General features: G+C 42.7%; 12 protein-coding genes. 11 read left to right on the forward strand and 1 reads right to left on the reverse strand.

What is annotated here, in order from left to right; all coding sequences use genetic code 11:
* Positions 1 to 422: 422 nt before the first annotated feature.
* The 10 genes from QZX97_RS13725 to QZX97_RS13770 all read left to right on the forward strand — a co-directional run bounded on the left by QZX97_RS13725 (position 423) and on the right by QZX97_RS13770 (position 9,903).
* Positions 423 to 956: a hypothetical protein gene (locus QZX97_RS13725; RefSeq protein WP_295647938.1), complete on the forward strand. Its 534-nt coding sequence runs from the start codon at positions 423 to 425 to the stop codon at positions 954 to 956.
* Between the two features lie 55 nt (positions 957 to 1,011).
* Positions 1,012 to 2,403: an SUMF1/EgtB/PvdO family nonheme iron enzyme gene (locus QZX97_RS13730; RefSeq protein WP_295647941.1), complete on the forward strand. Its 1,392-nt coding sequence runs from the start codon at positions 1,012 to 1,014 to the stop codon at positions 2,401 to 2,403.
* Positions 2,404 to 2,438: 35 nt separating this feature from the next.
* Complete coding sequence (gene gldN / locus QZX97_RS13735; RefSeq protein ID WP_295647944.1) at positions 2,439 to 3,563, forward strand: gliding motility protein GldN; 1,125 nt, start codon at positions 2,439 to 2,441, stop codon at positions 3,561 to 3,563.
* A 401-nt stretch (positions 3,564 to 3,964) separates the two neighbouring features.
* Positions 3,965 to 4,606: a GNAT family N-acetyltransferase gene (locus QZX97_RS13740; RefSeq protein ID WP_295647947.1), complete on the forward strand. Its 642-nt coding sequence runs from the start codon at positions 3,965 to 3,967 to the stop codon at positions 4,604 to 4,606.
* A 22-nt stretch (positions 4,607 to 4,628) separates the two neighbouring features.
* A complete protein-coding gene (locus QZX97_RS13745; protein WP_295647948.1) occupies positions 4,629 to 5,816 on the forward strand; it encodes an argininosuccinate synthase domain-containing protein in 1,188 nt (395 codons plus the stop codon).
* A gap of 44 nt (positions 5,817 to 5,860) precedes the next feature.
* Positions 5,861 to 6,247: a cupin domain-containing protein gene (locus QZX97_RS13750; RefSeq protein WP_295647950.1), complete on the forward strand. Its 387-nt coding sequence runs from the start codon at positions 5,861 to 5,863 to the stop codon at positions 6,245 to 6,247.
* Entirely contained in the window at positions 6,244 to 7,269 is a 1,026-nt protein-coding gene (argC, locus tag QZX97_RS13755; protein ID WP_295647952.1) for an N-acetyl-gamma-glutamyl-phosphate reductase, read from the forward strand. Before QZX97_RS13750 ends, argC begins: the two co-directional genes overlap by 4 nt.
* Positions 7,270 to 7,322: 53 nt before the next feature.
* Positions 7,323 to 7,679 carry a four helix bundle protein gene (locus QZX97_RS13760; protein ID WP_295647955.1) on the forward strand — a complete coding sequence of 119 codons (357 nt, stop codon included), beginning with the start codon at positions 7,323 to 7,325 and terminating at the stop codon, positions 7,677 to 7,679.
* Between the two features lie 67 nt (positions 7,680 to 7,746).
* Positions 7,747 to 8,898 carry an aminotransferase class III-fold pyridoxal phosphate-dependent enzyme gene (locus tag QZX97_RS13765; RefSeq protein ID WP_295647958.1) on the forward strand — a complete coding sequence of 384 codons (1,152 nt, stop codon included), beginning with the start codon at positions 7,747 to 7,749 and terminating at the stop codon, positions 8,896 to 8,898.
* A 57-nt stretch (positions 8,899 to 8,955) separates the two neighbouring features.
* Positions 8,956 to 9,903: an acetylornithine carbamoyltransferase gene (locus QZX97_RS13770; RefSeq protein ID WP_295647959.1), complete on the forward strand. Its 948-nt coding sequence runs from the start codon at positions 8,956 to 8,958 to the stop codon at positions 9,901 to 9,903.
* 65 nt (positions 9,904 to 9,968) lie between these two features.
* Here QZX97_RS13770 and QZX97_RS13775 read toward each other — a convergent pair whose 3' ends face one another.
* Positions 9,969 to 10,421: a hypothetical protein gene (locus QZX97_RS13775; RefSeq protein ID WP_295647961.1), complete on the reverse strand. Its 453-nt coding sequence runs from the start codon at positions 10,419 to 10,421 to the stop codon at positions 9,969 to 9,971.
* A gap of 301 nt (positions 10,422 to 10,722) precedes the next feature.
* Here QZX97_RS13775 and QZX97_RS13780 point away from each other — a divergent pair.
* Positions 10,723 to 12,182, forward strand: a 1,460-nt coding sequence (locus QZX97_RS13780; RefSeq protein WP_295664725.1) for a DUF5117 domain-containing protein, incomplete at its 3' end; no start/stop codon positions are given.

The following is a 12,182-nucleotide window of genomic DNA, read 5'->3' on the forward strand; positions in this document are numbered from 1 at the left end:
AATTTTAATTAAAAAATTTAACTTGGTTTATTGTGTGAAAAAATGAAATTGTTAAAATATAACAATACAACCAAAACATAATTTAAATTAGAATATTGTTATTAAAAGGTTCAAAAAATTATATTTTAGTTACCAAATGGTTAAATTGTTTGTGTTAATTAAATTTTTTATATTTTTACAAAGCGAAAAATCTACCGTATGAAAATAACATTGATGAGTTTTTTTAAACTAAAAAAATACTTATTTTCACTTTTATTGGTGTTATGTTGCATCATCTTCCTTGCTAGGCCTGCGTATAGTCAAATAGATTACAGTTATGGTCTAAACAAAAGGGGGGGGTAAGGTTTAGTTTAGGTTTAGGAGGCAATGCCCTTCAAACTACGTGGAGCCAGACTCCCGTTGGATATACAATTGTTGGAGGTTTGAGTTACGATTTCAGTCAATATTTTGGCCTGATGGCCGAAGGCCAATACGGTAGCATGACGGGTGTTGACGGAACAAATACCTTTACATACAGTCAATCGGCAAATACATTTGAGGCGGCTTCAGTCAGTCTTCGCTTTTCCCTTGGTTTATTGACGAATTTTCCTTCAAAAAATGGTTTTACCGATGCCATAAAAAGGGGTTATCTAAGTTTAGGGTACGGTGATCTTTTCTCTGATGTCGTTTTAACTAAAGCCTCGAATGTTGCGCTCCGTGGGACTACCGTTACGTTATATCAAACAGGTGCTACAACTTACAAAAGCACTAAGATTTACTCAACCAGTATGATTCCAATGAGCATTGGCACTTATATTGCTTTGCCAGGGGTATGGGGAGACGATAAGATTGAACTGAACCCCAATATACAATATAGCTTGTTCAGAGAAGCCTTTGCCGATGGATACCAGCCTACACCTAACAGTACAAACGGCGGTTACGTTTTAATATCGGTAAGCTTGAGATATAAATTTTAACTATACTTTAAAAAAGAAACAACCCTAATCCAAAAAATAATTGATAAAAACAAATATGAGTACGAACTACACCAAAATAGCTTTAATTGCAGCATGTTCGCTTATTTGCGCTTGCAAAAGCACAAAAAAGATATACGAAGTACCGCAAGATACCCGCGCTTACAAAGGTAAGGCCCCGGCGGCGCCACCGGGCATGGTATACATACCTGCCGGTACCATATTTGAGCGGGCCCCACATACCGACTCGACCGACGTGGATACGGCCTCGACAAGAAGGGTCAGCTTGACCGCTTTCTTTATCGACGCTACCGAAGTGAGCAATAAACAATATCGCAAATTTGTTGACTGGGTTGCCGATTCGGTAGCCGTAACAGATTACATTAAAGACCCCAAGTTTTTTGTTGAAACAAAAATAAAAGCAAAGGGAAAAGGCGGTAAAGATACCACGATTAAAAAAATCAATTGGAGTAAAATTGATTTAAATGCAAAAGTGCCTTTCTGGCAAAACCCGGAGTATCTTCCAAAATTAACTGCATTAGTTAAAGATGTTGCTGGTAAAAAAGCATTGACCAGTAAATTGGTGAAATTCACTTATCGCCACGTTCAGGCCGGTGGCCCTAACGAAGGGAAAAGTGTTGTAGATACAGTAGAGGTTATGCCCGACAACAATGTTTGGGCTCAGGATTTTCCAAACTCGCAATCTGATATTTACGTAAACAACTATTTTACCAATAAGGCGTTCGACCAATATCCGGTAGTTGGTGTAAACTGGAAACAAGCCAGGGCTTACTCAAACTGGAGAGGTATCATATCGGGTTCGCAGGATGCAAATATTAAAGATTTTGGTTTAAAGTTTAATTTACCAACCGAAGCACAATGGGAATACGCGGCATCGGGCGGCGAAAACAATGCCGAAAGTATAGTAGGAAGTGTTACAGCACAAACAAATGTGAACGTTTTACCTTCATACATAAACAAAAAAAGCAAAAAGAACTTGGTGCTGGCCAACTTTAAACAAGGCGAAGGTAGCTACACCAAGGATGGTGCAACTTATACATTGCCTGTAAAATCGTACGCTCCAAACGTTTTTGGATTATACAATATGCAGGGTAACGTTGCAGAGTGGACTTTGGACGCCTACAGCCCGTCGGCCCGTGAATTTGTTGAAGATAATGACCCTGTTTTATTATATGATGCACCGGACAATGATGCAGAAGTAATGAAACGTAAAGTAGTACGCGGCGGATCGTGGAAAGATAATGCAAGTGAATTGAACACTGCAACACGTAATTTTGAAACACAGGGCACAGCACATTCGTATATAGGCTTCAGGTGCGCAATGTCGGCTCCGGATATATTAACAGAACAGGTTAAAACCAGGAAAAGGATTGAACCCAAGAAAAGTAAAACCCCTAAAACCCCTAAAGTAACGGCATCTGCTAATTAATTAAATTAAAAGTACAGACGATAGAAAGATATAACATGAAAAAGACGCTCATATTTGCTTTATTGGTTATACTGACGGGGACCACCACCCTGATGGGGCAAACAACCAAAAAGAAAAAGCCGACAACTAAGAAAAAAGCCGCGACTACCAAAACCACAAAGGTTGTTGCTCCGAAAGACACAACGCCAATCGTTGTGAACAAGCCAGCTGCTCCGGCGCCGGTTGACACCATGAAAAGGCTGGCGGCCGTGCCAGACTCGGACGATGGATACTACAAAAGCATAGTATTCACCAAAGCAAGGCCATTCCCAATATTGGAACCTGACCCAAACAATATCAAATTTTATCACCGCTACTGGAGGGATATTGATTTGAAGGATCCTAAAAACCAAAAGTTCAACACACCTGGTTCAACGTTGATTGAGGCCTTGTTAAAAGGAATGAAAGATGGTATAGTTGTGCCTTATGATCCAACAGGTGGTACAGCTCAAAACCCTACCGGTGATGAATTTACCGTACCTTTAACCTATAACCAGTTGATGGGCAAATTAAGGGACACCGTTAACGTTGATAAAATAGATACTGCCACAGGTGCCAAAATAGGCACCATCAGGAAAGCAAACGACTTTAGCCCATCCAAAGTGGTAGGTTACCGTATTAAAGAAGACGTGTATTTGGATAAACGCCGCGAAAAAGTAGAAACCAGGATTATCGGTATTGCACCGCTTATCAGGATTACATTGACCAATGGCGATACCGTAGGCGTACAACCGGTTTGCTGGTTAAAATACAAACAATGCCGTTTGGTATTTGCCACAATGGACATTTCGGATCCCGACAAAAACCTGTACGATGTAAGTATGGACGACATGTTTTTACAACGCCAGTTTAATGCCAAGATAATAGAAGAATCGAACCCGTTGGGCCGCAGGATAAAGGATTATATTTCTGATCCTGTTGAGCAGGACAAAGAATCGGCACGTATAGAGAAAAAATTGGCCGACTACAAGAACAACCTGTGGAAATACACTACCAGCGAAACGGTTAGCGCAACAACTACGGCAAAAGGTTCTAAAGCCACAACAACCAAAAAGCCGGCAACAACACCAGCTTCAACCCCTCCGGCTACAGGAGGAGCCGGAGCACCTGTTAAACAATAGTTCAAATCATCATCTAAAAAATGCCCCGTATTTTACGGGGCATTTTTTGTTTAAGGTATTTATCAGTTGAATGGCATTTTAAAACTACACCTATTGTATATTAAAAAAATTATGCCCTATTTTGCAGAAAATTTTCAAAGAGATAAAAAATTAAGGCAATGAATCAACAAAGCTTGTATACAGCGCAAATCAGGGTGGGAATTGCCCCGGTTGCGCGCGCTTTGGTTTCAACAGTTTTTGCTTCCAGCCTTATCCGACGAAGACTTTTTATATCGAGGCTTTGATCCGTTCGATCGCACCCGAAAATCCCCCGAAAAGGACATTTGTCCTTTACCCAAATCATTTGTTTCAATTAAGGCTTAGGGCCGGTTATTCTAAATTTATATTATATCCTTTTTAAAATGACCTTACAAGATTTCAATATCCAGGTTGCAACCGGTCAGCATGTTGAATACGCGCAACAGATATGCGATGAAATGGCCGAATCGGCGAAGGCCCGCGGCACAGGTATAGCCAAGCGCTCTGCCGAATACGTTGCCGATAAGATGCTGGAAGGCAAAGCCGTTATCGCTCTGCATAAAGACGGCACATGGGCGGGTTTCTGCTACATTGAAACCTGGAGCCACGGCGATTTTGTGGCCAACTCCGGGCTAATTGTAAGCCCTGAGTTCAGAAAAGTGGGTTTGGCAAAGGCTATTAAAGAAAAAGTGTTCGCCTTATCCCGCCAAAAATACCCTAACGCTAAGATATTTGGCTTAACTACCGGATTGGCGGTAATGAAAATCAACTCAGATTTGGGCTACGGACCGGTAACATATTCGGAACTTACCCAGGATGAAGATTTTTGGAAAGGTTGCAAAAGCTGTGTGAATTACGATATACTGATGAGCAAAGACCGTAAAAATTGTATGTGCACGGCTATGCTTTTTGACCCGGTTGTAAAACAACAGGAATATGAAGACAAAATGAGGAAGATAACGCATAAAGCTACCTTGTTGGAACGTATTGAAAACGCACTAAAAAAAATAGGTCAGGAACATTGATACCTGCCGTAACAAATATATAATGAAGAAGAAAGTAGTATTGGCTTACAGCGGTGGTTTAGATACCTCATTTTGCTGCATCTATTTAACACAGGATTTGGGCATGGAAGTGCACTCGGTTATTGTAAACACCGGTGGCTTTAGCAACGAAGAATTAATGACGGTTGAAAAACGCGCCTACGAAATGGGCGTAACCAGCCACCACGTAGTTGATGAGACCATCAATTTTTATGATACCTGTATCCGTTACTTAATCTACGGTAACGTATTAAAAAACAACACCTATCCCCTATCGGTAAGTGCCGAACGTGTGAGCCAGGCTACTGCCATTGCCAATTATGCCAAAGAAATTGGTGCCGAATATGTGGCCCATGGCAGTACCGGCGCCGGTAACGACCAGGTACGTTTTGATATGATATTCAATATCCTGGTGCCCGAAGTTAAAATATTAACGCCCATCCGCGATTTGAAACTGAGCCGCGAAGCTGAGATACAATACCTGAAGGACCATGGCGTGGTAATGAATTTTGAAAAGAACAAATACTCTATAAATAAAGGTATCTGGGGCACATCGGTAGGTGGCAAAGAAACGCTGACATCGCACCAGGGCTTACCCGAAGATGCATGGCCTACGCAGGTTACTAAAACCGAAACCAAGCAATTGACCTTAACTTTTGAGAAAGGCGAGTTTATCGGTATAGATGATGTGAAATACGCCCACCCTACCCAGGCCATACAGGCATTGCAGGCCATTGCCCAGCCTTATGGTATTGGCCGGGATATACACGTTGGCGATACCATTATCGGCATAAAAGGCCGAGTGGGTTTTGAAGCGGCCGCACCCATCATCATTATCAAAGCGCACCATACTTTGGAGAAACACGTATTGACCAAATGGCAGCTATCCTGGAAAGACCAATTGTCGACCTTTTACGGCAACTGGCTGCACGAAGGGCAGTTTCACGACCCGATAATGCGCAACATCGAGGCATTTTTGACCGATACACAGGTGAACGTAAGCGGTAAAGTATTTGTGGAGTTGAACCCTTACCGTTTCACAGTAATTGGTATCGAATCAGACCACGACCTGATGTCGAACAAGTTTGGTACTTATGGCGAGATGAACAACTCATGGAGCGGCGAGGATGTAAAAGGGTTTTCCAAAATATTTGGTAACCAGGTAATGATTTACCATAAAGTGAACGGATAAGCCCCCTAACCTCCGTTAGCTAACGGAGGAATAAAAAAAATAAAATGGATAATAACAACGAAAATAATCTTACAAATTCCCCCTTATTGGCCGCGGTCTCGAAATCGAACTGCATAAACCAATATACTTGGGGCGATGGTTGTTATGGATGGAATTTTGTTGAAACGGATGCTTTATCCATTAAACAAGAGTTGATGCCGCCCGATACTTCAGAAAAACTGCATTACCACGAAAAGGCAAACCAGTTCTTTTTCATCTTATCGGGTAAGGCAAATTTCATTATTGATGGTATTGAACATATTTTGAAGCCAAACGAAGGCATTGAGGTAAAAGCGGGGCAAAAGCATTTGATCGGCAATAAGAACGACAGCGACCTGGAGTTTATCCTCTACTCGCAGCCATCAACTAAAAACGACAGGATAACGCCATGAGCAACGCACAAAAAATAAAGGTGGGTATTATAGGCGGTGCAGGTTATACCGGCGGTGAGTTGTTGCGTATACTCATCAACCACCCCAATGTGGACATTGCTTTCATCAACAGCAGCAGCAATACAGGCAACTTTGTTTACCAGGTGCATACCGACCTGTTTGGCGATACCGACCTGAAGTTTACCGGTGAGTTAAGCGACAATATTTACGTACTGTTTTTATGTGTAGGACATGGCGACGCCAGGAAATTTTTGGATGCCAACCCCATAGCCGCGCATGTAAAGATCATTGACCTGAGTCAGGACTTTAGGTTAAGTCAAAATTCAAAATTCAGAACACCGCATATCACGGCCGACCCGGAACCTACATTCCGTGAGTTTATTTATGGTTTGCCGGAGTTAAATCGCGAAAGTATAAAATCGGCGCATAACATCGCAAACCCGGGTTGCTTCGCTACATGTTTGCAATTAGGTCTGATACCGCTTGCTGCGAAAGGTTTGCTGACAAACGAGGTGCATATTACAGCAACCACAGGCTCCACAGGTGCAGGTCAAAAACCAACCGATACAACGCACTTTACCTGGAGGAACGACAACCTGTCAGTTTATAAGGTTTTTGACCACCAGCATTTAAACGAGATAGGCGAGTCTTTAACGCAATTACAGCCTACAGGCCTTGGCGCGTTAAACTTTGTACCTTACCGGGGAGACTATACCAGGGGTATCATCGCGTCAATGTACACGGAAAGTGATCTGACCGAGGAAGAAGCATTAAAATTTTATACTGAGTATTATGCCTCGCACCCATTCACCCATGTAACAGGTCGGAATATCGATTTAAAGCAGGTAGTGAATACTAACAAGTGCTTTATTCAGGTAAAGAAGTTGGGTAACAAGTTATTCATTGTATCGATAATTGATAATTTGACAAAGGGCGCATCGGGACAAGCGGTTCAGAACATGAATTTGATGTTTGGATTTGAAGAGGATGCAGGTTTGAGATTAAAGGCTGTCGCCTTTTGAGCGAAAAGCCGAAAGCATAAAGCTAAAAGCTTTTTCTTAGAGTATATATAAAAATGAGAGATTACAAGAAATTACAAGTTTGGGAAAAGGCGCATAAGCTCGTTCTTTTTGTTTATAAACAAGTAATTCCTAAATTTCCGAAGCATCAGCAATATGATTTAATGAGTCAATGCAAAAGAGCGGCTTATTCTATCACTTTAAATATTGTCCAAGGTAGCGGAAGAACCACCGAAAAGGATTTTACTCATTTTTTGGATATGGCGTTAGGTTCAGCTCACGAATTAGAGTATTCGTGTTTATTGGCAAAGGACCTTGATTATATAAATATTGAAACATACGAAGATGTAAATAGCAAAGTCAATGAAGTAAAGGCTATGCTTATTGCGCTAATTAAGTCAATCCGAAATTAGGTTCGGTAATTTGTAACCGCTGAAAAAAAGCTTTATGCTTTGTGCTTTCAGCTTTAAGCTAAATAGAATGAAACTATTTGATGTTTATCCAATTAATCCCATTAATATAGTTAAGGGACAAGGGAGTTTGGTATGGGATTCAAACGGCCAGGAATACCTGGACCTGTACGGTGGTCATGCCGTGATATCTATTGGTCACACCCATCCTCACTACGTAGCGCGGCTCGAAGACCAATTGCATAAAATAGGGTTTTATTCCAACTCGATAGAAATACCTTTACAGGTTGAACTGGCCACAAAGCTCGGCCATGTTTCGGGCAAGGAAGATTACCAATTGTTTTCGTGCAACTCAGGTGCCGAGGCAAACGAAAATGCCTTGAAACTGGCTTCTTTCTATAACGGGCGGAAAAAGGTGATCGCCTTCCGGAAATCGTTCCACGGGCGTACTTCGCTTGCTGTGGCGGTCACTGATAATCCGAAAATCGTAGCTCCGATAAACGAAACCGACAACGTCATATTTTTGCCATGGTGCGATGAGGCTGCCTTGGAGCAAACCTTTGCCGATCAAGGCGAACTGATTTCGTCAGTAATTATTGAGGGCATACAGGGCGTTGGCGGCATACAGGTGGCTACCAACAGTTTCCTGCAAAAGATACGTGCGCTGTGCGATCAATATAACACCGTGTTTATTGCCGATTCGGTACAATGCGGTTATGGCCGTACCGGCAAATTTTACTCGCAGGATTTTTCGGGCGTTAACGCCGATATTTACAGCATGGCAAAAGGTATGGCTAATGGTTTCCCTATCGGCGCTATATCTATCGCACCAAAAATAAAACCGGCTTACTTTATGCTGGGTACCACCTTTGGCGGCAACCATTTGGCCTGCGCCGGAGCTTTAGCCGTATTAGAAATAATGGAGCAGGACAAACTGATGGATAACGCGGCCAGCGTTGGCGGCTACCTCATCGATGAGCTGAAAAAATTCCCGCAAGTAAAAGAAGTACGTGGCCGTGGACTGATGATCGGCATTGAACTGCCCGACGAGTTGGCACATGCAAAAAAAGACCTGCTGTTTAAACATCATATCTTTACCGGCGAGGCAAAACCAAACGTGATCAGGCTGTTACCGGCCCTCAACCTAAGCAAAGCCCACGCCGACCGGTTTTTAGAAGCCTTCACCAGTGTGTTAAAAGCCAGCGAGGTGGTGGCCCATTAATAAAAATTTAGATAACAACGCTTTCAGCTTTATGCTTTAAGCTTTAAGCTCAAAAGAATGAAACTATTCTCTTCTGTAAACGACGTTACCGACATTAAACAACTGGTTGCCGATGCCCTGCATCTGAAACAAAACCCATACGGTTACAAGCATTTGGGCGAAAACCGAACCCTGGGCCTCATGTTTTTGAACCCGAGTCTGCGTACCCGTTTAAGCACACAAAAAGCAGCCATGAATTTGGGTATGAACGTAATGGTAATGAACGTTGACAAAGAAGGCTGGGCATTGGAGTTTAACGATAATGTAGTGATGAACGGCACTACGGTTGAGCATGTGCGCGAAGCGGCCGGTGTAATGGGCCAATACCTGGATATTTTGGGTATACGCTCCTTTCCGGGATTGAAAGACCGCGAACTGGATTACAGCGAAGAGATATTTAACAAGTTTGTTGAGTTTAGTAAGATACCGGTGGTAAGTTTAGAATCAGCAACGCGGCACCCGCTGCAAAGCCTGGCCGACCTGGTTACCATTGAAGAACTAAAACCCCGCCCATGGCCCAAAGTGGTATTGACCTGGGCGCCGCATGTAAAGGCATTACCGCAGGCTGTACCCAACTCTTTTGCCGAGTGGATGTGCAAGGCCGAGGTTGATTTTGTGATTGCCCAACCCAAAGGTTATGAGCTTTGCGCCGATTTTACCCAAGGCGCTACCATTACCCATAACCAGGAAGAAGCATTGACTGATGCGGATTTTATATACGTGAAGAACTGGTCGGCATACGAGCCTTATGGCAAGGTGATACCGGGTTATGATGATTGGATGATGACCAATGAAAAGCTTGCGGCCACCAACAACGCCAAAGTAATGCACTGCCTGCCCGTTAGGCGTAATTTGGAGCTCTCTGCCGAGATATTGGACGGACCAAACTCATTGGTAGTACATGAAGCCGGGAACCGTGTATGGTCCGCGCAGGCGGTGCTGAAGAAAATGCTGGAGGGATTATAGTAGCAGGTTTGAGTTGCAGTAGTAGTTTACCAAAAAGATTTGACAAGTTTTGAAACTTGTCAAATCTAACCATTCTTAAATTGCTCAATGGTAAGTTTTAAATCATTACAAAAAACCCTAAAATCAGCAATTTTACAGTAGTCTGTATAGACAATGATTCTGATTACATTTTTGTCTGTCATTTTTATTTTCAAATTGATTCCTTTATACCCTTCGTCTACTTTATAACTCAGTAGATCTTTAAACTCAATTTTTTTTGACTCCTTATTCAAAATTACCTCAAGGCTATTTGCTGATAAATATGCTGCGCCCATTTTGCCCATTTTGCGCTTGAAAATAAAAAATACCACAAATGGTGATAAAAAAGCAACTGCTATTACGCCGTAAATTTGTGTATCACTTAATGTCGCCATTAACCATAGTGGACACACAAAAGCCAATATGAAAGTCAATATACATAGCATGATTACTTTCCAAACAAGTACATAATCACAATATTCAAAATGGTATTCCTTCATTTTTTGACATTTATTAAAAGTAACAATTTTCTATTTATCCTCGAATGCTAAAATCATTTTAGGACATTTCTACATGGGAAAACATCACAGTAACTTAACCATGCACTCCACTCCCATCACTATAAGTTATTAACCATAACATTTGGTTATTATCAGAAATTTGACAAAAATCTTTCCTTAAACCTGCATTCAACAAAATTAAATTTTACATTTACCATTGTAACAATAAGGTTATATGTAAAAATTTGCGGGGTAAGCTATTATATTTACTACCTCTTTAAAAAAATTTAAACACATAAGCATGAAAAGAAAACTACTTGCTGTTTTTATTACACTAACAGTATGCACAGGGGCTGCCATGGCGCAACGCGGCGGCGGTGCGGGTGCTGCAGCCGGCGACACTACCCGTAGAGGTGGCTTTGCAGGCGCCGCTACCCCAAGGGCCGCACCAAGGCCTTACAACACGGTAATTACCGCCAAGGCTATCACCCACGATGGTTTGTTTAAAACTCACAAGGTCGACGACAAATACTATTTCGAGATTCCGGATAGTTTGTTGGGCCGCGAGATTTTGGTGGTTGCACGTATATCAAAGGCTGGTGCCGAAGTACGTGCCGCTGATGGTTATGCCGGCGACCAGATCGGCGAAACCGTCATCAGCTTTGAGAAAGGCCCCATGAACCGCATTTTTATGCGCAAAATATCGTACAATACATATAGTCCCGATAGTACAAAATCGATGTATAAAGCTGTACAGCGTTCAAACGTACAGGCTATTGCCTCAGCTTTTAACATCGCGGCCTACTCGCCCGACTCAAAAGGCAGTGTAATCGATATGACAGATTATATCAATGGGGATGGCGATATCTTCTTCTTTAGTTCGCCCGCTGCCAAAACCCGTATCAGGTTAGGCAATATCCAAGCCGACAGGAGCTATATCGAAACAGTTAAAAGCTACCCTACCAATATCGAAATCACGACTATTAAAACTTACGGCCTTGCTGCCGGCGGTGGATTTGGTCGTGGTGCAGGTGCACCTACTCCTGCCGCCGGCGGCGCAGCAGCAAGTCAGGGATCCGAAACAGTTGAGTTGAACACCTCGTTGTTGATACTACCAAAGGTGCCGATGAAACCCCGTTATTTCGACCCGCGTGTTGGTTACTTTACTACGCAATACACCGATTTTGATGCCAACCCGCAAGGTGTTAAAAACATCGAGATGATTGCCCGCTGGAGGTTAGAGCCAAAACCGGAAGATATGGCCAAGTACAAACGCGGCGAATTGGTTGTGCCTAAAAAACAAATCGTTTATTATATTGACCCGGCTACGCCTAAAAAATGGGTACCTTACCTGATGGCAGGCATTAACGATTGGCAAAAAGCTTTCGAAAAAGCAGGTTTTAAAGATGCCATCATTGCTAAAATGGCACCAACCGCAGCCGAAGATTCGACCTGGAGTTTAGATGACGCCGCGCACTCCGCCATTATCTACAAACCATCAGAAACGGAAAACGCCAGCGGCCCGCACATTTCTGATCCGCGCAGCGGCGAGATTTTGGAAACACACATCAATTGGTACCATAACGTAATGAAACTGGTGCACGATTGGTATATGATACAAACCGCAGCTGTTGACCCACGGGCACGCACCATGCACTTTAGCGATGAACTGATGGGCGACCTGATCCGTTTTGTGTCTTCGCACGAAGTTGGCCATACTTTAGGCCTGCGCCACAATTGGGGGTCAAGCTCCACAACACC

This window comes from uncultured Mucilaginibacter sp. (genome assembly GCF_903893715.1).
In the GTDB taxonomy this organism is placed as follows: Bacteria; Bacteroidota; Bacteroidia; order Sphingobacteriales; family Sphingobacteriaceae; genus Mucilaginibacter.

What these genes read in the sequence shown, in the direction of transcription:
- QZX97_RS13730 (WP_295647941.1), top strand. Translation starts at nt 1,012, where the DNA reads ATGAGTACGAACTACACCAAAATAGCTTTAATTGCAGCATGTTCGCTT.
- gldN (WP_295647944.1), top strand. Translation starts at nt 2,439, where the DNA reads ATGAAAAAGACGCTCATATTTGCTTTATTGGTTATACTGACGGGGACC.
- QZX97_RS13740 (WP_295647947.1), top strand. Translation starts at nt 3,965, where the DNA reads ATGACCTTACAAGATTTCAATATCCAGGTTGCAACCGGTCAGCATGTT.
- QZX97_RS13745 (WP_295647948.1), top strand. Translation starts at nt 4,629, where the DNA reads ATGAAGAAGAAAGTAGTATTGGCTTACAGCGGTGGTTTAGATACCTCA.
- QZX97_RS13750 (WP_295647950.1), top strand. Translation starts at nt 5,861, where the DNA reads ATGGATAATAACAACGAAAATAATCTTACAAATTCCCCCTTATTGGCC.
- argC (WP_295647952.1), top strand. Translation starts at nt 6,244, where the DNA reads ATGAGCAACGCACAAAAAATAAAGGTGGGTATTATAGGCGGTGCAGGT.
- QZX97_RS13760 (WP_295647955.1), top strand. Translation starts at nt 7,323, where the DNA reads ATGAGAGATTACAAGAAATTACAAGTTTGGGAAAAGGCGCATAAGCTC.
- QZX97_RS13765 (WP_295647958.1), top strand. Translation starts at nt 7,747, where the DNA reads ATGAAACTATTTGATGTTTATCCAATTAATCCCATTAATATAGTTAAG.
- QZX97_RS13770 (WP_295647959.1), top strand. Translation starts at nt 8,956, where the DNA reads ATGAAACTATTCTCTTCTGTAAACGACGTTACCGACATTAAACAACTG.
- QZX97_RS13775 (WP_295647961.1), bottom strand. Translation starts at nt 10,421, where the DNA reads ATGAAGGAATACCATTTTGAATATTGTGATTATGTACTTGTTTGGAAA.